Origin of the sequence: Streptomyces sp. NPDC021080 (assembly GCF_044333225.1) — a bacterium.
In the GTDB taxonomy this organism is placed as follows: domain Bacteria; phylum Actinomycetota; class Actinomycetes; order Streptomycetales; family Streptomycetaceae; genus Streptomyces.
In genome coordinates, this window is the sequence record NZ_JBIRQM010000011.1 from 95,116 (window position 1) to 116,252 (window position 21,137).

General features: G+C 70.6%; 14 protein-coding genes, 1 tRNA gene and 1 pseudogene. 7 read left to right on the plus strand and 9 right to left on the minus strand.

Going from position 1 to position 21,137, the window contains the following annotated elements; all coding sequences use genetic code 11:
- The first annotated feature begins 114 nt into the window (after positions 1-114).
- From ACH4S8_RS26530 to ACH4S8_RS26550, 5 genes are all read left to right on the plus strand, one after another.
- Complete coding sequence (locus ACH4S8_RS26530; RefSeq protein WP_398398217.1) at positions 115-1,749, plus strand: PD-(D/E)XK nuclease family protein; 1,635 nt, start codon at positions 115-117, stop codon at positions 1,747-1,749.
- Positions 1,746-2,927: a hypothetical protein gene (locus ACH4S8_RS26535; RefSeq protein WP_398398219.1), complete on the plus strand. Its 1,182-nt coding sequence runs from the start codon at positions 1,746-1,748 to the stop codon at positions 2,925-2,927. The genes ACH4S8_RS26530 and ACH4S8_RS26535 overlap by 4 nt, the downstream gene beginning before the upstream one ends.
- Positions 2,920-6,531: a hypothetical protein gene (locus ACH4S8_RS26540; protein WP_398398221.1), complete on the plus strand. Its 3,612-nt coding sequence runs from the start codon at positions 2,920-2,922 to the stop codon at positions 6,529-6,531. Before ACH4S8_RS26535 ends, ACH4S8_RS26540 begins: the two co-directional genes overlap by 8 nt.
- A gap of 16 nt (positions 6,532-6,547) precedes the next feature.
- Entirely contained in the window at positions 6,548-9,466 is a 2,919-nt protein-coding gene (locus ACH4S8_RS26545) for a pPIWI_RE module domain-containing protein (RefSeq protein ID WP_398398224.1), read from the plus strand.
- Positions 9,467-11,088: 1,622 nt separating this feature from the next.
- On the plus strand, positions 11,089-11,601 hold the full coding sequence (locus ACH4S8_RS26550; protein ID WP_398398226.1) for a hypothetical protein: 513 nt from the start codon (positions 11,089-11,091) through the stop codon (positions 11,599-11,601).
- Here ACH4S8_RS26550 and ACH4S8_RS26555 read toward each other — a convergent pair.
- The 6 genes and pseudogenes from ACH4S8_RS26555 to ACH4S8_RS26580 form a co-directional block, all read right to left on the minus strand.
- Entirely contained in the window at positions 11,598-11,900 is a 303-nt protein-coding gene (locus tag ACH4S8_RS26555; RefSeq protein WP_398398228.1) for a hypothetical protein, read from the minus strand. The genes ACH4S8_RS26550 and ACH4S8_RS26555 overlap by 4 nt on opposite strands.
- Positions 11,901-12,501: 601 nt before the next feature.
- Positions 12,502-13,140 (minus strand): SMI1/KNR4 family protein, encoded by a 639-nt coding sequence (locus ACH4S8_RS26560; RefSeq protein ID WP_398398624.1) that lies wholly within the window; start codon positions 13,138-13,140, stop codon positions 12,502-12,504.
- Complete coding sequence (locus ACH4S8_RS26565) at positions 13,068-13,307, minus strand: hypothetical protein (protein ID WP_398398626.1); 240 nt, start codon at positions 13,305-13,307, stop codon at positions 13,068-13,070. The genes ACH4S8_RS26560 and ACH4S8_RS26565 overlap by 73 nt, the downstream gene beginning before the upstream one ends.
- Positions 13,308-13,360: 53 nt before the next feature.
- Positions 13,361-13,769: pseudogene (locus ACH4S8_RS26570) on the minus strand (RHS repeat domain-containing protein); the annotation flags it as partial.
- 49 nt (positions 13,770-13,818) lie between these two features.
- Entirely contained in the window at positions 13,819-14,010 is a 192-nt protein-coding gene (locus ACH4S8_RS26575; protein WP_398398230.1) for a hypothetical protein, read from the minus strand.
- A gap of 141 nt (positions 14,011-14,151) precedes the next feature.
- A tRNA-Leu gene (locus ACH4S8_RS26580) sits at positions 14,152-14,236 on the minus strand.
- Between the two features lie 141 nt (positions 14,237-14,377).
- Between ACH4S8_RS26580 and ACH4S8_RS26585 the strand changes: the two genes are divergently transcribed.
- Positions 14,378-15,709, plus strand: coding sequence for a DUF2254 domain-containing protein (locus ACH4S8_RS26585; RefSeq protein WP_398398232.1), 1,332 nt, complete (start codon positions 14,378-14,380; stop codon positions 15,707-15,709).
- Between the two features lie 189 nt (positions 15,710-15,898).
- Here ACH4S8_RS26585 and ACH4S8_RS26590 read toward each other — a convergent pair whose 3' ends face one another.
- The 3 genes from ACH4S8_RS26590 to sucC form a co-directional block, all read right to left on the minus strand.
- Positions 15,899-17,500: an aldehyde dehydrogenase family protein gene (locus tag ACH4S8_RS26590; protein ID WP_398398234.1), complete on the minus strand. Its 1,602-nt coding sequence runs from the start codon at positions 17,498-17,500 to the stop codon at positions 15,899-15,901.
- Positions 17,501-17,641: 141 nt separating this feature from the next.
- A complete protein-coding gene (sucD, locus tag ACH4S8_RS26595; RefSeq protein ID WP_398398236.1) occupies positions 17,642-18,595 on the minus strand; it encodes a succinate--CoA ligase subunit alpha in 954 nt (317 codons plus the stop codon).
- A gap of 11 nt (positions 18,596-18,606) precedes the next feature.
- Entirely contained in the window at positions 18,607-19,737 is a 1,131-nt protein-coding gene (sucC, locus tag ACH4S8_RS26600; protein ID WP_398398239.1) for an ADP-forming succinate--CoA ligase subunit beta, read from the minus strand.
- Between the two features lie 166 nt (positions 19,738-19,903).
- Between sucC and frc the strand changes: the two genes are divergently transcribed.
- Positions 19,904-21,136: a formyl-CoA transferase gene (frc, locus tag ACH4S8_RS26605; RefSeq protein ID WP_398398241.1), complete on the plus strand. Its 1,233-nt coding sequence runs from the start codon at positions 19,904-19,906 to the stop codon at positions 21,134-21,136.
- The last annotated feature ends 1 nt before the right edge of the window (position 21,137 follow it).

The window sequence follows — 21,137 nt, forward strand, 5'->3', positions numbered from 1 at the left end:
CACAGGATAGCGGTTCACAAGTCAAACAAAGTGGATCGCTTGACTTAGTTCACAGTCATGCGCTTCTCTGAGGACATGGGTTCCCTTCTCCAGCCCCGCCGTGAGGGAGACAGCGTGACGCTTCATCAGCCTCCGCCCGGCACGGTCGGCGACACCCGGCTCATCCGGACTTCGCTGCCTCTGCTCCGCGAGGATCCGCAGGACTGCCCCCGGGGAAACGCCCTGCGGGCCAGGCCGCTCGTGGTGCAGGCACCGGAACGACCGCGCGGAAAGCCCCTTGAGGACTTCGCGCTCGGGCCGGTGATGCGCACCCTGGACCTCATCGAATACGAGGGAATGGATCCGCAGGTCGCACTGCGGCGGCTCCATCGCAGCACGAAATGTCATCCGGGTCACGCCAGTTGGGCCGAGATGGCAGTAAGCAACTACCTGGCCGTGCGCGAGGCGTCCGAAACTGACCGCCGCGCGCTCGGGCGCCCCGCAACGACCCCCGTGCGCGCGCAGTGGACCGCGATCGCCCAGTCGCCGGTCGCTGCGCCGGACGAGCGAGGGGCGACGCGGTACGAACGTACCGCCTGGGGGCGGCGGTACGCATCCGCGGACGGCTCGGAGCGCGAGCTGTGGCTCCTCTCCGTGAACACGGTCAAGGAGGACCGCCCGCTCGCGGAGATCGCCGAAGCCGCCGCCGTCACCGCCACCGGGGTCCCCACGCGGGCCACCTTCGGTGACATCCACCGCCCCGTGGCGGGCAGCACCGTTCCTCCACGGCAGGTCAGGGTGATTGGCGTCGGCTGCGGGGACGGCCGACACACCGTCCTCGCGGACTGGGACACCGACCGGACGGCCCATGAGTTCACCCTGCACGCCAAGCCCGTCCTGGCCCGCGTGACCGAGGCCGGCCGGCTCAACCCCGGCTCCGGGTGCGAGCGGTGCGAAGGACTGACGGGTTGTGAACAACCGCCGCGTGTGAACGGCCTGATCGGCGTACCCGGTCCGCGCCTGCCCCGCAAACGCCGCTCGGTCTCCGCCACCGACCTGCGCGTGCACTCCCGCTGTCCTGCCCAATTCCACCTCACCCGAGTACTTCACCTCCGGTCCGGCGAGCCCGAGAGCGAACCCGTCCGAAGAGGGCGGGCAGTCGATGGCTGGCTCAACGAACAGCACCGACAAGGGAGTTGCCATGGCGCCACCCTCCCCGCCACTCTCCCGGGGCTCTCCGAGGCCGAACAGCCCCCTGCCCTCACCATGCTCGCCCAGCACCTGCTCGACTGCCCCCTCGACGGACTCCCGCCCGACGAGCAGGTACGGGTGCAGCCGCGCCTGACCGCGTACGACCCCGAGCTCGACGTGCTCCTCATTGCCGACCCCGACCTCCTGTACACCCGCTCCGGCGGATGGATCTGGCACGAGACGAAGACGGCCTCCCGGCGCCCCTGGGAGGGGCGGGAGCTGATGGAGACCTACCCGCAACTGCCCTTCGCGGTCCTGCTGATGGCGGCGGGCGTGCCGGGTGGCGAACCGCGCCGGTCGCTGATCGAACTGGAGATGCTGTACGAGGGCAGCTCGGGCTGCGAGGAGATCGACCCCGGCGAGCCGGAGACGCAGGCCGAGGCCCGCCGCATCATCGCGGACCTGGCGGGTCCCTGGGCCGTCGACGAAACATACGCCCCGAAGCCGGGGGGTCACTGCGCGGGCTGCGAGATGCTCGGGCACTGCGCCACCGGCCGGTCCCACCTGGAGACTCGGTGAACGCCGTACCCGCGAACGAGGACGGCTTGCCCGTCCACGCCGCCGACTGGTCCGCCCACGACGGCATCCCGCTGATGCGCACACTGGCCTCGGCACTCACGGCGCTGGACTCCGAGACCGGACTGGACTCCTTCACTCTGCCGTACCCGGCCGAGGTCCAGCGCGCCCTGGACCGGACCGTCCTCGCCTGCCTGGAACGGAGTGCCGAGCCCCCGGCGAGCCTCCCCGACCTTCTGTCGTGGTGCCGGGAACGCCCCGTGGCCGACTGGCCGGTCGATCTCCCGCCCGACGCCGTGGGCCCCGGCGACCTGCTGCTGGACCCGGACTCCTCACGGCCGACCGAGCTGTGCCACGAATGGGCGGAACAGACGAGGGACAGCGCCCTCGTCCTGCGCGACCGGGAAATCATCCGGGCCGCGCTGCGTCTGTGCCGCGAATACGGGGAGGAGGAGGCGTACACCGAGTTCCGGCGGCTGCTGGTCACCCGGCCGGTGCTCACCGCCGCCGAAGAGTTCGCGGTGTCGGTGGATCACGTCCTCGACCCGGTAAAGGAGCTGCTGCGCCGCATTTACCAGCCCGTTCCTGACAGCTATCTGCGGGGCGACGCCTACGCGCTCTGCGGCCGCTGCCTGACCCTGCTGACCCCGCTGCTGCACGGCAGCGGCTGGTGGTGCGAGCGCGACCGCTGCCGCCGTCTCGGGCCGCCCCCGGTGGGACGCCGTATCCAGAGGGAGGAGGCCGGCGGGCTGCTCCAGCTGGAGCGGCCACTGCGTCAGTTCGTGACTGGCCCTGGACGGGCTGAGGTGGAGCTGGAGGCGCGGCTCACGGCTCTCGGACTGCGTGTGCGGATGTGGCCGGCGTACGACACGTACGACGTGCACATCACCTTCGCCGACGGCTGGGTGTGGGCAGTCGATGTGAAGGACTGGGCCCACCCTGCCTTCCTCGGCCGGGCTGCACGGCCCGTGCCTCCGGAGCCCCGGTACGACGAGGCGTTCTGGGTGGTACCCCGGGCCCGGGCCGACGATCGGCCCGGCTATGTCGCCTCCTACGAGCGCAATCGCCCCGCGGCGGCCAGGGATCTGCCGCTGCTCACCGACACCGAACTGGTCGCCCGAGCCCGGGCCCGTATGAAGCGGACCGGGACCGGCCGCGCGCAGGAGGACCGCGATGCGTGACCGCGACGGCTGGCACAAGCCTGTCAGCCAAGAGCTCTCCCGGTTGTGGAGCGAGGTGCCCGCCGAACTGTCCGGGGTGAAACCCGCCTTGCTGTGCCAGGTCGAGCTGGCCCTGCGGCTGCTGGAACGCCTCTCCCCTCTGGAGCCCGCCCGGGGCGCGTACGTCCTGTTCGGCGGCTATCCCTTCGCACGGGCACGCGGCATCGCGGTGACCCCGGAGCACGAGGCGATGATCACCGCCGGCCGCCATCTGCTGTGGACGCTGCGCCGGGGCCGCACCTGGCACCACGCTCTGGAGACGTACGCCGCCCTGCCCGAGCGGCTGCGCGCCTATGACGTCCCGGCCGACGACGCACCCGCGCGGCGCAGCGAACCCACCGTCGCCTGCGACCGGATCGCGGTGTACGACACCGCGCTCGCCGCCCTTCCCCCGCTGGCCCGCAAGGCGTTGCCGATCGCACCCGTCGGCCGGGCCACCTTCGTCGACCGGCGACGACCCACCTCGGTCATGCTGCCGGAGCGCCTGCAGCCCGATCCGGTGCCGGGACACGCCCCGGAAGGCGGGCGTCCGGGGCGCGGTGAGCCGATCACTCTGAGGCGGGCGGACCTCGTCGAGACCGCACGCTGGATGGACCGGATCGAGCGGCAGGAGAACGTCGAGAGCCCGGGGCACTGGGAGGAGCGGCTGTCCGAACTCCACATCGCGCCGCGCGACGCCGACCGGCTCGGTTTCTCCGAGGACGGCGACCTGCGTCTGGACGGCCTGCTACACCTCGCGGGCATGGTCGGGGCGGGCAAGTCCACGCTGATGACACTGATCGCCGTCTGGGGCGCCCGTCAGGAGCCGAAGTTGCGGACGACGATCGTCGTCGGCGATGTGGCGGAGCAGCTGCGGCTCAGCGCGCTGCTCCGCGACCTCGGTCTCGCCGCGACCCCCGTCCTGGGGCTGACCACGCGTGAGACGCATGTGCAACGACTGCACCGCAGGCTGGCTTCCCGGGGCTTGGACAATCTCCTCGACCATGACCTGCCGGGCTTCGACGACCTGAGCACGGTGTGCGTGGTGAACGCGCTGCGCGGCACCGAGGCGGCCGAGCCCCTGCGGTTCGCGGACGCGCCCTGCACCTCGCTGTATCCGGAGAGACGCCGGGCCGGAAAGGAGGAGCTGGACACCGTCCCCCTGCCCGAGCCGTACCGGCCGGGTCGTCCGGCCCGGCCGGAGCGAGCCGCCCAGCCGCACCCGCCGGAGGTCAAGGGCACTCCCCACGGGTGCCCCCTGTGGTACGCCTGCCCGCGTCACCGCTCGGCGCGCGAACTCGTCGACGCGCAGATCTGGGTGGCCAACCCGGCGAGCCTGGTGCAGACATCCGTTCCGCGGCACCTGGGCGACGAACGGCTGCGCCACCTCGAACTGGCCTGTCTGCGCAGCGACATCATCATCGTCGACGAAGCCGACTCGGTGCAGATGAAGCTGGACGAGATCTTCGCCCCGTCAGCGACGCTGGTCTCGCCCGGCCCCGAGTCCTGGCTGGACCAACTCCAGACGCACCGGATCGAGGAACTGTCCCGGCAGGGCCGGCTACCGCTCACTGACCAGGAGATCGAGCGCTGGTCCGCCTCGCTGACGGTGGTGCACGCCGCCACCGACCGGCTGTACAAGCTGCTGATCTCCGACGAGGAGCTGCGCGAGTGGGCCGACATGGAGTACTTCAGCCCCTGGACCCTGCAGGAGAAACTGCTGGGCGACTGGTTCGCCCCGGAGCGCACCCCGGGATCCCCAGACGGCGTGGCGGACGAAGCGGAGCTGTACGAGGCATACGAGGACGACGCCGCAGAGCCGGAGCCGTCGGGCCCCGGTTCCGACGCCCGCCGCACAGAGCTGACGGACCTCTTCGACACGTTCCGTGACGATCCCCTGGGCGGCCTCGGGCCCTACGGAAACACGACGGACGATTTGGTGCGACTGGTACAGGATCTGCTGGCCACTCTGTCCTCCTCTGACACCCGCGCCCGCGCCCTCGCCGTACTGCGCCCGCTGCTCGCCGACAGCCCCGCCGCCTCCCGGGCAAAGGACGAGACCTGGCTCGATCTCACCGCCCGACGACTGGAGTTCATGCTGCTGCTCAGCGCCCTGAACCACCGCCTGGACCGGCTGGTCTTCCTGTGGCCGCAGGTGGAGGCCGCCCTGCACCTGGACTCGACGGGCAACGAGCTCTCCCGTCGCCCTCCCCTGGACTACGCGCCGCTGGTCCCGGAGGCCCCGATGGGCAACGTCCTCGGTTTCCAATATCTGCCCGACGACCGGGAAAGGGACGTCGACGGACGGCACAGCGGCACCCTGCGCTTCTTCCGCTGTGCGGGCGTCGGCCGTGAACTTCTTCTCTCGCTGCACGAGGTGGGAGCCGACCCGGGCGCCGGGCGCCGGGGCCCGCATGTGGTGCTGATGTCCGGAACGAGCTGGGCCGGGTCGTCCACCCGCGCCCATGTACTCGCACCGGTCGGCGCCGTACTCAAGCCGTCTCCGCGCTCGCTGGAGGCCGTGAGCGAGTCGGTCTTCACCACGCACTTCCTCTACGACGACGAGGGCCGCCCGTTGAGCCTGTCGGGCACCGAGCCGAAGACCCGGCCGGCTGCGGCGCGGGCGCTTGCGAGCAGGCTCGGATCCCCGGGCCGCGGCGGCGCCCCGAGCCCCCTTGAGCAGGAACTGGCGAAGATCGCCGACGACCGCCGGCGGCGGGCGGTCCTGCTGGTCGGCAGTTACAAGGAGGCGAACGCCGTCGCGGACGTCCTGCACAGCATGGAACGCTGGCACGGCCGCGTCCGGGTGCTGGCCGCCGATGACGCCGATCTGGATCAGGCGGTACGCGGGGCAGGGCCGACGTCCTCCGGATCCGACCGCGCCACCGCGCTGCGCCGGGGTGATCTGGCCTCCTTCGCCGAGGACTGCAGCGCGGAACTCCTCATCGCCCCGCTCATGGCGGTCGAGCGCGGCCACAACATCCTCAACGCCCAGCGCAACGCGGCCTTCGGCACGGCCCTCTTCCTGGCCCGGCCGCATCCGCGCCCGGACGACCTGGCTCTCGCCGTGTTCGCGATCAATGACTGGGCCACCCGTTTCGCCCGCGACGAACCCGGCCTGGCACAGGGCACGTTCAGCAAGCTGGCGGTCGCCGCGGACAGTCTCGACGAGGCGGGACTCGCGTTCCGTCATGTGGCGCGCGGCGAGTGGCGCAGGCTGCTGTCCCGCCGCTACATCTACTCGCGGCTGTCCGACCCCGAAAAGCGGTCGTTCACCTGGGACCAGTTGGTGACGATCTGGCAGGTGATCGGCCGGCTGGTCCGCGGTGGTGTGCCGGCCCGGGTGGTCTTCGTCGACGCCCGTTTCGCTCCGCGCACCGCCAGGCTGCTGTCCCCCGGATCAGCGGCGTCCCCGCTCCCCCAGGAAGACGGTCTGCTGACCGGCCTGCGGGACGTCCTGGCCCCGTACTTCGCGGAAGGCACCGTGCCGCCCGACTGCCCCGATCCCGGCGATCCCGCGGTCGCCCGCCTCCTGTACGCGCCCCTCTACAAGGCGTTTCGGGACATCACCCACCACACCTCCTGAACGAAGGGACACCCTCATGGCTCAGCGCTACGACTCCATCCGGACCGCCTCCTCGCTGCCCGTCTCCCGCGACACCTCGGTGACGGGGCGGTACCGGGCTCTGCCCTTTCCCGAACAGTGGCGCGGCCCGCTGCTCGCGCTGTGCGGCGCGGGCCGCGACAAACCGCTGGAGACGGTTCCCACCTTCCGCATGGATCAGGTGATCCAGGCCCTCGCACCCGATGTACTGGTGCGCCCGCGCCCGTCCCGTTACCGGGGCGAGGGCCCGGACTTCTGGCTGTACGCCCCGGAGGACATCCCAGATCCGCTGCCCGACACGGCTTTCCGGGCTCTCGTCGGAGCCTGGCTGAAGGATCTCCGTCCGGAGCGCGAGTACCGGTCGCTGCTGAACGAGACCAGGGACGCCCTGTTCGAGGACCCTCCCGAGTGGCAGGAGGGTGTGGAGGTGGAACTGCTGCGCTGCCCGACCACCCCCGGCGGCACGGCCGCCCCGGATCCGCGCCAGTTCCAGCTGACGACGGACTGGCTGGCCCGGCGGCTCCTCGGCAAACTGGAGCCGTACGACTTCGGTGCGGGTCGGCTGCGCTTCCGCGCCATGCCACGCGGGCCCCGCGACCAGGGCGCCGAGCTGGTGTCGCAGGCGCTGAGGCACGAGGGCAGCCGGGGCACGGAGTGGTTCTCCATCGTCCTGAACATCACCCTCCAGACGGTGCCGTTCGACCCGCTGCCCCGCTTCCACCTGCACACCCACATCCGGCGGTACGCCACCCGCGTGGGCGTCAAGTCGGGGCGGCTGTATCTGCCATACGGCCGCAGGAGCACGGTGCTGCTGCGGCCCCGTGTGCCGTGGCTGCCCGGAGCACCGGCGAGTGACCGGTTCGCGCTGGCTCGCCTCGGGTGGAACAAGGGCGGCCACGACTGGGTGGGCGGCGGCCCCGCCGGGATGCTACGGAGCATGTCGCTGACCGAGTCGTTCCCCGACGCCGAGTCCGTTCTCACCGCCCCGGCCGAGTGGCTGGAGGACGGGATGCGGGCCGCCGTCGTGCACAGCACCGCGATGGGGTCGCACGAGGTGGGCACCGGTCTGATGCCCGACCAGCGTTCGAGGATCGTCGAATGGGCCGAAGAGGCACTGCCGGAGCAGTTGCGTCCGGCGCCCGCGCTGGTGCGCACCCGTCTGTCGGGGAGCACTCCCGCCAACCCGCGCCGTGAGCCGTCCGAGGCGGCGAAGAAGGCCGTGGAGGAACGGCAGCGGACGGAGGCCCGCCGACAGGGTGCCGCCTTCGCGCTGCGCTGCCTGGCCCCGGACGCAGACCCCGGTGAACTGCCGCTCCTGGAGGCCGGGGTGTTCTGGCAGACGCCCGACATGCGAGACACCGCGGTGGCGGCCCTGATCGCCCATCTGGACCTCAAGGGAGACGGAGGTGCGCCGGAGGACGCTGGCGCCTTCGACGGCACGGTCATGCTGGAGTGGCAGACTCCGGAGCTGACGGTACGGCTGCATTGCCGCAAGCTCACCCGCTCGCTGGGCCACGACCTGACGCTGCCCGAAGGATCCCGACACTCACGGGAGGTGGTGACCGCCGCACTCGGTGCCCGGCGCCGGGAGATGGCAGATTTCGTCTCAGAGGACGGGCCCGTTTCCCTTCCGTCCCTCGCACTGGTGGAGATCGACCGGGCCAAGGACTTCACCTCCCCAGACCACGACGCCAAGTTCGCTCTACGGCTCGGTTGCGCGGACGCCGGTGCCCTCACCCAGTTCATGGCCGTCCCGAAAAAGGCCAAGGGCTACAACAGCGAGAAGAACAAGGACTTCCGCGCAGCCAAGGCCTGGGACGACGGTCTGCGGCAGCTCGGCGTACGGATCCACCCCGAGCACAGTCTCGGCGAGCGGCTTCCCTCGGGGATGCGGTACGCGGCCGTATGGATGGTCCGCAAGAACCGCCGCAGCCGTACGCGCTGGGCCGGGCACGTGCCGGTCGCGGTGCTCGTCACCCCGGAGGCGTCCGGACAGGGCCTGGCACGGGTGGAGGGCTGGGACGACGAGGCACGGGCCTGGGTGCCGTATCCGGTGATGCTGCTGCGGCTGACCGAGCGCGCAGAAGTACCGGCCACGGCCACGTTGCCCGCTCCGCGCGGCGGCGACGGTCCCGTCTCCCGCCCGTCGTGGTGGGCGGACATGGCCGAGCAGCGCCGGGCCGCCGAGGAGTGGATCCAGCGAGTGCGCCGCTCTCTGCGCGGTACGCCGACGATGCTGCTGGCCCACGGGCAAAACATGCGCTCGCACTGGACCTGGCTGCAGGACAGCAAGGTGGTGGCCGACAAGTTCCGTGACGGTCACGCTCCCGCACGCCGTCTCGATCCGGACCTGCGCCTGGTGCGGGTGCGCACGTCACGCGGACGGGAAACGGCACAGTGGTGGGGAGTGAACCCGGACGGAGCGAACGGCCTTGCGGCCCATCTGTGGACGAACCCGAATACCGGCCCAGAGACGGCCCGCGTCTTCTGGTCCACCACACCGAAAGCGCGGACTTTCAAACTGTCGGTGGCCGCCGACAAGCTCTCCCCCCGGGTGAACACCAAGGGGAAGCTGACGGTCGACACCGACAAGGCCGCGTGGAACCCAGGCCTTGTGGAGCTCACCGTCCTCGGCTGCCACACCGAGGACGGTGATTCTCCCGAGGCCCTGGCCCTCGCCGCGCATCAGCTGCGCCAGGCCCCCGATGTACCGGACGCACTAAGCCTGCCGCTGCCACTGCATCTCGCCGGTCTCGCGCAGGAGTATGTCCTGCCGACGCGTGCGGAAGAGGACGAGACGCCCTCGGCCGATGCTACGGCCGATGCCGACCCGGACGCGGGGGCGGCCCCGGGGCTGGCGAAGGAACCGGAGCCGCAGGACGAGCAGGAGCAGTTGTCCTTGTTCAATGCGACTTGAGACCAAACCGCCAGTGGGCGAAGGGGGTCGGGTAACGGCAAGCCAAGCCCGCCAGCAGCTCCCGGGCCTTCTTCCCCCAATGGTGGGGGCGTTCGTACTTCGGCTTGGCCACCTATGGCTTCAACCGGACGATCGCCTCGATACCAGCTCCGCCCGTTTGGCTTGTGCGCCTTCCCGTTCCCACGTCCCGGGTCCCCCGCCGAGGGTTCGAACCTGCGCACTCCCGCGAATCGGGCGCTGGCGCCCGTGGCTGCCGCACACGGCACACGACCGCCGCACTGTCGGCCCGCATGGGCGCACCCCGGCAGCGCCGTGCCACGGAGCCCACCCCGGCAGCGACCAGCCCGCAGCGACCTTGGCACTCCGCGACGCCGACCAGTTGGAAACCGGCCAGCCACACTGACTACCCGTTCAGCACCATCCAGCCCCGATCCAGCCAGCGTACGAAGAAAAACAGATGACAGAACGTCAGAAGATCCAGCACGGATCCAGCCACCAGTACGCCAACGGGGTCGGCCCCAACTCGGGCCAACCTCATCTGACCTGCATGTTTACCAAATCACCGCATCCACGCTCCTCGCCCTGCATCACATAGCCCTGGCCCTCCATCCGCGCCTTGAAGCGCGCTTCGGCCACCGAGTCCGTCCTCCACCAGGTCCCCGATGGAGGTAGACGAGCCATAGGTACAGCAACGACTCCCGTGAGGTACACAATCGGTGCCCCACAGAGCCCCCGTGGCCACAGGCCCGGGCCCCTCGAATTCCGGACGATGAAGAACGACAAATCTGCCGTGCGACATCATCTATAGGAGTTGTGTCAGCACCAACGAGTTCTCTGACCCCGGCGCCCAACAGCGTATGCCCCAGCCTCCATCCGAGCGGCACTCAAATCCTCCCCACCGCCACCCGGAAGAAGGCTCCCCACTCGACGCCCAACGCCCTGAGGTAGCCCGTCGTATCCACTGCCATGCAGACACCCTGCCTGTGTCTCACGGCTCGCACGGGAAACGTGAGCCGGAGAAACCGTGCCCGATCACCCCTCGATCAGGCGGGACCAATCGAAGAGGCCAGCACGCGTCACCGTCGATTACGTTGCCCGCGTGCCGTAGGCAGTCACACCCAAGGCGTGTTGAGAAGATCGCGAACCGCCACGTGAGGGGTCTGGCTGCGGCCAGAGGATCATTAGGTGAGGGCAAGCCTGAGGATGAACGCGACGATCAGGACGGCATAGCGGAGTCTGCTGCTGCTCTGTCTTTCATCGCTGGCTCCTGGGGTTGGCACATCGGCAGCCTGCGCCAGCATCGCACTTGGCCCGGAATTCACCGGAAGCCAGGTCCCCGACGGCCTTGAAACGGGATCGGACGCATCGTGGCAACTCCCAGAATCCGGTCGACGGTTCCGGCCTCCCGGCCGAAGCCAGGACCTATCCTGAGCCGGGACCGGATCGCGTAGTCGAGGCTGATGCGATGCCCCGAGGGCCGACGAGGGATGGCAAGTGACAGCGAACATCCACGGGCCGGCGTGGGCGTTGGAAGGGCTGGGCATGCGGTCCGGACGCTATCCCTCGCGGTGGAGGGTCCGGTGATGCGAGCGGTGAACCGGTTGGTTCCCGGAGTGTCCACGGTGACCCGCTACATCCGTTACCACTCAATGTACGCGGCGATCACGGCCCACGCCGGACAGCACGCATGGGACATCGCCGCGTGCCGCCAGTCGGTCCGCCGCAGCGAGGTGCTACTGACCGCGCTCCAGCACCATGCAGGGCCAGATCCGGCATGGCCGGCCCATGGTGTCGATCGGATGCGTCGTTTCTGCGTAGCGGAACTGGAACTCGCACGAGCCGCCGACGAGGAGCACCTGAGCGAGTCGTACTCGCCCTGCCGGTGGGGCTTTTGGGATCAGCACGGGGGACCCGCCATGATTCTCGGCACCGTGGATGTCCGGGACGGCGCGCTCAGGCCCGGCCGGCATGTTTGCCCTCCCGCGGTCGAAGACCTCTTCGCCCCGCTGCTGTCTCTCGCAGCGCGGGACATCATGTCCTTCACGGACCTGGAGACGGCTGCGCAAGCTGCCCTTGGTGTCCCGTGTCCGGCCGAGCGCGAATGGCTGGCGGACGTAATGACCGCCACCCGTTAGGAGACCCGGCGTCGACTGGACGCGACGGCGGTCGTAGTGATGACGCTGCTCGTCCAGGACGCCACCTTCACCGGCGGCAGTGAGCACGATGTACTGGCTGCCCGCTCCTGGCACAACAGCAAGGCGATGATCGCGCGTGCCGAGCCTGTTGAGGCGGAGGGCCTGATGTTCCCGCCGGACCAGGCGCTCGCCCGCGTCGCGCCCTGGAGCGAGGTGGGGCGGCTCATCGCCCTGGCCCAGGAGGACGATCCCCACACGGAGGTGATCGAGGAGTTCACCGCGGCAGGCTGGTCAGCCACGAATGAGGACGGGCTCTGGGAGATCACGGGCCCCTTCGGCAATCCGGTCCCGGTCGCGGCCAGAGCCGCCGAACTACTCGGGCGGCACCACCTGAACGGAGTACTCGTCCAGGCCCGCAGCAGGAACCGCTGGGCGTTCGTCGCCTGGGACGCCCCCCCACCTGGTCCTGCTGAATCCCCCGGCTCGTGTCCGGCGCGCCTACGAGATCCGTCCTCCGGCCACACCGGAATCCCGGTTCAGCGGCGGCGACCTCTCCGTGGTGCCCGGCTGCGTCGGTGCCCCGACACCACTCGAGGCAGGTCCGCCGGATGCCCTCAAGAAGATTCTTGCCGAAGCGGGCTTGCCGTACCCGGCGTTGATCGGGCGCTTGTTCACCCTTGACGCGTGAGGGGAGGACGGGAAGTCAGTACCGAGACACAGCCCTTGACGACACGCCTGCCCAGCACCGGCCGGTCCGCCGAGCCCGTCTCTCGAGAGCCCGTCGTCCGGGGCGAGGACGAGTCGGCCCGGCACACCGCTTGACGGGAAAGGGATCACCGGCAGTCGGACCGCGAGCGACCCACCGTGCAGGTGAACAGGCACGTACGTGGCCGGAGTTCGTCACATCTCCCGCGCAGGGCGGAATTCATGCGTGGGCAGCGGAAACCGGTCCCACAGAATCTCCGACCGGATCTCACCGGTGAGCACTGCGGTGAGGAACTGGGTCACGGTCATGTCGTAGCGCTCCCAGTCCTCTCCCGACTCGCTGTTGATCAAGGTAGGCCACGAGTCGGGGTTGTCGGCCGGCTGGACGAGCCAGTACAGGTACTCGCCGTTGTCCGTGGTCGCCCAGCAGATCAGGCGGTTGCCCCCGGATTCCATTTCCGCCGGCCTGTCCTCGAACTGCCACAGGGAATCGTTCGCTTCTTCGCGTTCGGCGCTGATCTCGACCAGGTCGTAGACGTCATTGGGACAGCCCGGCTCCAGCAGGAGCAGGTACTCGTCCAGGAGTCCGCCGCCGTAGGCTTCGACGAGCTCCCGGTAGTCCGTGGGGAGCGCCGTGCGCAGCTCGGCTTCGACGACCTCCCGGTCCCAGGAGCGCTCCAGCGCCGCGGGCCCGCGCAGGAGCTCGGCGAGCCGACTCAGGTCCGGACTTATTCGGCTTTCCCCCTCTCGTCGCCTTCTGCTCAGCGCTTGCGGTTCCAGATCGTGAATACGTCGGTTCCGCCCCCGGTGCTTCCGTGCGGGTACATCTGGAATCCCTTGTTGCCATGGGCCTCGATGGTCACCCCGAGGGGAATCTTGGCATGCTCGTCCGCGTAGATCGGTTCCACGCTGTACTGGATCGTCTCGCCGGTGTCACGGACGGCGTTGCGCACCTGCAGCTCGATCCGGCGCATGACAGGTGAGTTGGCGTAACTGTGCATGGTCACGAAATTCCGGGCGTCCTTGTCGGAGCCGCCGATCATCGCTGCGAGCAGGTGAAACGGGTTTCCTCCGCCACGGTTCCATCAGCTGTGAGGCGCTGCTCGGCTGTGCGGCGGCCGAGTGGGTCGCACACATGGCGCCACGGTGCCGTCCGGTGTGGTGACCGACGTGAGACGGTCCTCGGCGTCCCAGGTGTAGCACCACGTGTCGGGCTTGCGGGACAGACGCGTCTTCTGACGCATGGTGGTGCGCCCGGCCTCGTCGTACGCGTAACGGGTGCCGCCGGCACGGGTCAGGCGTGTGCCCGTGCAGCTGCGCGGGCCCCGGGACCGGCCACCGGGATGCCGGTCCGGACAGGACGCGCGAGCCTGGTTGCCCGCTTCGTCGTAGGCGTAGGTTTCCGCCCAGTCCGCCGCCTGGACGCCGGTGACGCGGCCGGCCGGGTCGAGGGTGAAACTGCGGCGGCCGTGCTGGTCGGTGACGGACGTATTGAGGTCGACCACGACGTGCTCAGCCCTTCTTCGCCGCAGCGGCCGGCAGCACGTCCGGCAAGTCGAAGGCGTCGGAGACCTCGCCCGCGAACGTCGCCTCCGTCTGCCACTCCTCGTTCAGATCGCGCGTGAGCCTGGCCAGGGTGGTCACGCCCTTCGCCATCTCGCTCTTCGCTCCGAGAGAGGCATGGAAGACGTCACGTGTGAGCAAAGACGGCCACCGCGCAGTAGCACGTGGAAGGAGAGCCCGCCCCCCGAGGCTCTCGGGGTCACGATCGGTCACGCATACGCAGATGAGGGCCGCGACCAAATGGTCGCGGCCCTCATCTGCGTATCGCTACAGCGAGTGTTGTGTCCGAGGGGGGACTTGAACCCCCACGCCCGATAAAGGGCACTAGCACCTCAAGCTAGCGCGTCTGCCATTCCGCCACCCGGACAAGGTGTCTGCCGCCTGGCCGGGGGTGTTCCCCGCGGCGACATGGACAACAATACCAAGGTTTCGGAGTGCCTTTCACCTGCATATCCGGGCCCCGGAGCGGGTCCGCGGAGCGCGGTCGGGGTGCGCCTACAGTCTCACCATGGGTGACTGGATGACTACCGGTGGTCTGCGGGAAGGGCGGCGGCCACGGGCGCTGTCGCCGTGGCGGGAGCATCTGCGGGACACGTTCTGGTTCGCGCCCACCGCGGCCATGGTGCTGGTCTTCGTGGTGTGGGCGGTGGCGACCGGGATCGACACCGCGATCGTCGACGCGCTGCACGACGCCCGCGACTACGACACCCTCGACGACCTGCTGCGGCTGGCCGACGACGCGAAGGCCGTGGTGACCGTGGTCAGCTCGGCGATGATGACCTTCATCGGCGTGGTCTTCAGCATCTCGCTGGTCGCCGTGCAGATGGCGAGCGGGCAGTTCAGTCCGCGGGTGGTGCGGATCTTCGTACGGAGCCGGATCACCAAGGCCACCTTCGCCGTGTTCCTCTCCACGTTCCTGCTGTCGCTCCTCGTGCTGACCTCGTACGAGGGGCAGGCCGAGGCGCGGTACGTGACCTCGATCCCGCTGGTCCAGTCGGTTCTGACGCTCACGATGCTGGGGCTGAGCCTCCTGCTCTTCGTGCTGTACGTGAACCAGACCCTGCGGCTCATGCGCATCAGCCATGTCATCGACCGCATCACCCGCGAGGCGTTCAAGGTCGTCGCGCGCATGCCCGTGGGCCGCTCGACCGGCGAGGAGGAGGCGCTCGGGCCCGAGACCGCCCGGGTCGCCCACCACGGGCGGGCCGGTGTCCTGCAGGACGTGAACATCGCCCGGCTGGTGCGGGCGGCCCGGCAGGAAGGCGTGGTACTGAGGCTGATCCCGCGGATCGGGGACTTCGTCGTACCGGGCACGCCGCTGTTCGCCGTGCACGGAGGTCCCGCGCCGGCGGGGCGTTCGCTGAGCCGCACCGTGTCCGTCGGGGTGGAGCGGACCTTCCACCAGGACTTCGCGTTCGGGCTGCGCCAGCTGTCCGACATCGGACTGCGGGCGCTGTCGGCCGCGATCAACGACCCGACCACGGCCGTGCAGGCGATCGACCGCATCGTGCAGTTCCTGGCCGCCGTCGCCGGCCGGCCCCTCGACGCGGCGCTCCATCGCGACCGGCGCGGCAACGTGCGGCTGGTGCAGCCCGTACCGGGGTGGACGGAGCTGGTCGATCTCGGGTTCGCGGAGATCCGCGGCTGCGCGGTGGGCACCCCTCAGGTCACCCGGCGGCTCGTCGCGGGGCTCGACGATCTCGCCGCGATCGCTCCCGCGGACCGTCACGAGCCGTTGCTCCGGCACCGGACCCTTCTCGTCGAGGCGGTGGAGCGCTCGGTGCCGGAGGCCTCGGACCGGGCCTTCGCCCTGCGGCCGGACCGGCAGGGCATCGGGTGACCGGCCGGCTTCCGGGCGGCAGGCGGCCCGCCGGCTCCCGGACGGTGGACGCCCCGCCGGACGCCGGACCGGACGCCGGACCGGCGCGCGGCCGGCCCGGCCCGCGGGGGCGGCGCCCGGTCATGGCCGCCGTCCCCTTTCCCTCCGGGGGCCTCGCCTCCCTCCGGGGGCCTCACCGGGCGGCCCGGCTCAGGGCATCAGGTGGTAGTCCGGGAAGTTCCCCGGCAACCGCTCCCCCGCCGGGCCCCGTGTCACCGCTCGTACCAGGAGTTCCCCGCCCACGAACGCGCCGCGCCACGACGCTCCGAAGCCGCCGAAGAGTTCGTCGCGGTCACCGCGGGAGCGGGGCCTTCCGTGGCCGACCTTGAACGCCCGGATCTGCGGGGCCAGCCGGGTGTACGTCTCCTCGTCGTCCGTGGACAGCGTGGCGACGAGCGCGCCGTTCGACGCGTTCATCGCGGCGAGCAGTTCGGCCTCGGTGTCGACCAGGACGATGGTGTCGACCGGGCCGAAGGGTTCCGCGTGGTGCAGCGGTGAGGAGGGGGGCGGGCTCAGGAGCGTGACGGGCTGGACGTACGCCGTCGTGTCCTGGCCGGGCAGGAAGCGGGCGTCGGAGGGCTTGCCGCGGTACAGCGGGACGGCGCCCCGGTCGATGGCCTCGGCCACCTGGTCCCGCAGTTCCTTGGCCTTGGCGGCATTGATGACCGGGCCGAAGTCCAGCGACGGGTAGGGGTCGTCGGGGTGCTCGACGGCGAGCGGATGGCCGGTGCGCAGGGTGCGGACGGCCGGCAGGTACGCGGCGAGGAAGTCGTCGAACAGCGCGCGCTGGACGACGAAGCGCGGGTAGGCGGTGCAGCGCTGCTTGCCGTAGTCGAAGAGCTTGGGGATCACCGCCGTCAGCGCGTCCCAGTCCGTGTGGTTCCAGACGCCCCAGGTGTTGAGCCCCTCCTGTTCGAGGACATGGCGCTTGCCGAGGTCGGCGACCGCGGTGGCCACGGCGGCGCCGGTGTCCCGGCCCCCGACGAAGGAGACGCAGCCGATCTCGGGCGCGCGCACGAGCGCCTGCGACAGCTCGCCTCCGCTGCCGCTGACCAGGGTGAGGGGGATGCCTTCGCGCGCGGCGAGCGCCGAGGCCAGGGTGAGGCAGACGACACCGCCGTCGGTCGGGGCCTTGGCGATGACCGCGTTGCCCGCGAGTGCCTGCACCAGCATCGCGTGGACGAGGACGCTCATCGGGTAGTTCCAGCTGGCGATGTTGGAGACGGGCCCGTCGAGCGGGGTCCGGCCCTCCAGCATGGGTTCGATGCCGTCGACGTACCAGCGCACGCCGTCGATCGCGCGGTCCACGTCGGCCCGGGCCAGCCGCCAGGGCTTGCCGATCTCCCAGACCAGCAGGAGGGCGAGCAGGTCCCGGTGTTCGGTGAGGGCGTCGAGGGCCGCCGCCACGCGGGCCCGTCGTTCGGGGAGGGGGACGTGGCGCCAGGCCCGGTGCCGGTCGAGCGAGGCGCGGACGGCCGCCTCGGCGGTGGCGCCGTCGAGCCGGGGCGGGCCCGCGACGGGGCTGCCGTCGACGGGGCTGGTGGCGGGCAGGGGCCGCCCGTCCGCCTGCCAGCCGGAGTTCCAGAGGTTGAGCACCCGGTCGTCGCGGAACGCCTCGGGGGCGACGGCGAGGGACCGCCGCCAGGCGTCGGTCCAGGACGTGCCGGACTTGAGGACGAGGGGGGCGGGAGCGAGGGGGCCGTGGCGGGGTGCCGGGGCGCCGGGGGTGGGGCTGGGGCTGGGGGGTGTCATGCGTGTCTCCGCTCTCGGTGCACGGTCGGGGGCGGGGAGCCCGGATCCTGCCGGACGGCAGGCCGCACGGGCCGGCGCGAACAGTCGTCGCGTGTACGAGGAACGTAGGGAGGTCCGACGGCTTCCGAAAGTCACCTCACATCAACTATGGGTGACATCACCCGGCCGCGCCTCGCCCGGGGCCGCCCGCTCCGCCAGCCGCGCCACGACCAGTCGTGCCGTGTCGGTCGGGGTCTCGCCGACCCGCACCCCGGCCGCCTCCAGGGCCTCCTTCTTGGCCCGGGCGGTGCCCGAGGAGCCGGAGACGATGGCACCGGCGTGCCCCATCGTGCGGCCCTCGGGGGCGGTGAATCCGGCGATGTAGCCGACGACCGGCTTGGTGACGTGATCGCGTATGTACGCGGCCGCCCGCTCCTCGGCGTCGCCGCCGATCTCCCCGACGAGAACGATCAGCTCGGTGTCGGGGTCCTCCTGGAAGGCGGCCAGGGCGTCGATGTGCGAGGTGCCGACGACGGGGTCCCCGCCGATGCCCACGCAGGTCGAGAAGCCGATGTCCCGCAGTTCGTGCATGAGCTGGTAGGTGAGGGTGCCGGACTTGGACACCAGGCCGATCGGTCCGGGGCCGGTGATGTCGGCGGGGATGATGCCCGCGTTCGCCTGTCCCGGGGAGATCAGGCCGGGGCAGTTCGGGCCGATGACGCGGGTACCCCGGTCGGCGGCGTACGCGTGGAAGGCGACGGAGTCGTGGACGGGGATGCCCTCGGTGATGACGACGGCGAGCGCGATCCGGGCGTCGGCGGCCTCCAGCACGGCCGCGCGGGCGAAGGGGGGCGGCACGAACACGACGCTCACGTCGGCTCCCGTCGCCTCGATCCCCTCGCGCACCGACCCGAAGACGGGGACGGTCCTCGGGATGCTGCCCCGGCCCTCGGCACCCGGGACGTCGAACTCCACGGCCAGGCCTGCCTTGCGCGGATTGACACCGCCGACGACATCGGTGCCGGCGGCGAGCATGCGCCGGGTGTGCCGCATGCCCTCGGCGCCGGTCATGCCCTGGACGAGGACCTTGGACTCCTTGGTGAGAAAGACGGCCATGTCCCGCTCCTTCAGCTGATGTGAGCCAGTCGGGCGGCGAGGCGCGCGGCGGCGTCCATGGTGGCCGCCTGGTGCACCAGGGGGTGCGCCCTCTCGTCGAGGACGGCGCGGCCCCGGGCCGCGTTGTTGCCGTCGAGCCGGACCACGATCGGTCTGGTCGGCCGTACGGCGTCCAGGGCCCGCACGATGCCGTCGGCGACCGCGTCGCAGGCGGTGATGCCGCCGAAGACGTTGACGAGGACGGACTTCACGCCGGGGTCGGACAGGACGACGGACAGCGCGTCGGACATGATCCGGGCGGAGGCTCCGCCGCCGATGTCGAGGAAGTCGGCGGGGCGGGCGCCGCTGCCGGCGACGACGTCGAGCGTCGACATCACGAGGCCCGCGCCGTTGCCGATGACCCCGACCTCGCCGTCCAGCTTCACGTAGTTGAGGCCCTTGGCCGCGGCCGTGGCCTCCTGCGGGTCGTCGGGCGAGACCTCTTGTCCGGCCCAACGGGCTCGGCGGAAGCGGGCGTTGTCGTCGAGGGTGACCTTCCCGTCCAGGGCCAGGATCTGCCCCCGGGCGGTGCGGACGAGGGGGTTCACCTCGACGAGGAGGGCGTCCTCGCGCGTGAGCACCTGCCAGAGCCGCACGAGGACGTCGGCGGTGCGCGGCGGCAGTCCGGCCGCCCGGACGATCTCGGCCGCCTTCTTCGGGGTGACGCCCTCCGCCGGGTCCACGGGGACGCGCGTCACCGCCTCCGGCCGGGCCGCGGCGACCTCCTCGATCTCGGTGCCGCCCTCGGCGGAGGCGATCGCGAGGAAGCGTCCGGCGGCGCGGTCGAGGACGTACGAGACGTAGAACTCGGCCTCGATGTCGACGGGTTGGGCGAGCATCACCGAACGGACCGGATGGCCCTTGATGGTCATGCCGAGGATCTCGCGTGCCGTGCGTTCGGCGGCGGCAGGGTCCGCGGCGAGCCGCACTCCGCCCGCCTTGCCGCGCCCGCCCGTCCTCACCTGGGCCTTGACGACGACCCGGCCGCCGAGCCTGCGGGCGATGTCGCGCGCCCGGCCCGGCGAGTCGGCGACTTCGGCGCGCGGCACCAAGATGCCGTGTTCCTCGAAGAGTTGGCGCGCCTGATGTTCGTACAGATCCACGTTCCGGCTCCTGTCCTGAAAGTGGTGCACGCCCCCTGGACATCACCCGTCGGATGCGGGATAACCATCTTCATACAGTATTCGTCGACTGTATGCAATGTACCGAACCTGACCCACCGCCGGCTCCACCGGGGCGGCTCAAGGCAACGGACAAGTGAGGTGACCTGTGACGACCAAGGCTCTCGAAGGCATCCGGGTCCTGGACATGACGCACGTTCAGTCCGGTCCCTCGGCGACCCAGTTGATGGCATGGCTCGGCGCCGACGTGGTCAAGCTCGAGGCGCCGGCCGGTGACATCACCCGCACCCAGCTGCGGGACATCCCGGACGCCGATTCCCTCTACTTCACCATGCTCAACAGCAACAAGCGCAGCATCACCCTCAACACCAAGACCGAGCGCGGCAAACAGCTCCTGACCGAGCTGATCCGCCGCTCCGACGTCATGGTGGAGAACTTCGGGCCCGGCGCGATCGACCGCATGGGCTTCACCTGGGACCGCATACGCGAGATCAACCCGCGGATCGTCTACGCCTCCATCAAGGGCTTCGGGGACGGTCCCTACACCGACTTCAAGGCGTACGAGGTGGTCGCGCAGGCCATGGGCGGCTCCATGGCCACCACCGGGTTCGAGGACGGCCCGCCGATGGCCACCGGCGCCCAGATCGGCGACTCGGGCACCGGCGTCCACGCCGTCGCCGCCGTCCTCGCCGCGCTCCTCCAGCGCACCCGCACCGGACGCGGCCAGCGCGTCAACGTGGCCATGCAGCACGCCGTCCTCAACCTGTGCCGGGTCAAGTTGCGCGACCAGCAGCGGCTGGCCCACGGGCCGCTCGCCGAGTACCCCAACGACGACTTCGGCGACGAGGTCCCGCGCTCGGGCAACGCCTCCGGCGGCGGCCAGCCCGGCTGGGCTGTCAAGTGCGCGCCCGGCGGCCCCAACGACTACGTGTACGTCATCGTCCAGCCCGCCGGCTGGAAGCCGATCACCCGGCTGATCGGCCGCCCCGAACTGGCCGACGACCCCGGCTGGTCCACCCCGGGGGCCCGGCTGCCGAGGCTCGCCAAGATGTTCCAGCTCATCGAGGAATGGACCACGACCCTGCCCAAGTGGCAGGTGCTGGAGCAGCTCAACGCCGAGAGCATCCCGTGCGGACCGATCCTGTCCACCAAGGAGATCATCGAGGACGCCTCGCTCGCGGCCAACGACATGGTCGTCGAGGTGCCGCATCCCGAGCGCGGCTCGTACGTCACCGTCGGCAGCCCGCTGAAACTCTCCGACTCCCCCGTCGACATCACCGCCTCCCCGCTGCTCGGTGAGCACAACGAGGAGATCTACATCGGCGAACTCGGCCTCGGTGACGAGGAATTGAGGCTTCTCAAGTCGGGCGGGGTGATCTGAG

Coding starts and splice junctions, on each gene's coding strand:
- ACH4S8_RS26585 (WP_398398232.1), top strand. CDS start 14,378: ATGGGTGACTGGATGACTACCGGTGGTCTGCGGGAAGGGCGGCGGCCA.
- ACH4S8_RS26540 (WP_398398221.1), top strand. CDS start 2,920: ATGCGTGACCGCGACGGCTGGCACAAGCCTGTCAGCCAAGAGCTCTCC.
- ACH4S8_RS26545 (WP_398398224.1), top strand. CDS start 6,548: ATGGCTCAGCGCTACGACTCCATCCGGACCGCCTCCTCGCTGCCCGTC.
- ACH4S8_RS26590 (WP_398398234.1), bottom strand. CDS start 17,500: ATGACACCCCCCAGCCCCAGCCCCACCCCCGGCGCCCCGGCACCCCGC.
- ACH4S8_RS26565 (WP_398398626.1), bottom strand. CDS start 13,307: ATGCACAGTTACGCCAACTCACCTGTCATGCGCCGGATCGAGCTGCAG.
- sucD (WP_398398236.1), bottom strand. CDS start 18,595: ATGGCCGTCTTTCTCACCAAGGAGTCCAAGGTCCTCGTCCAGGGCATG.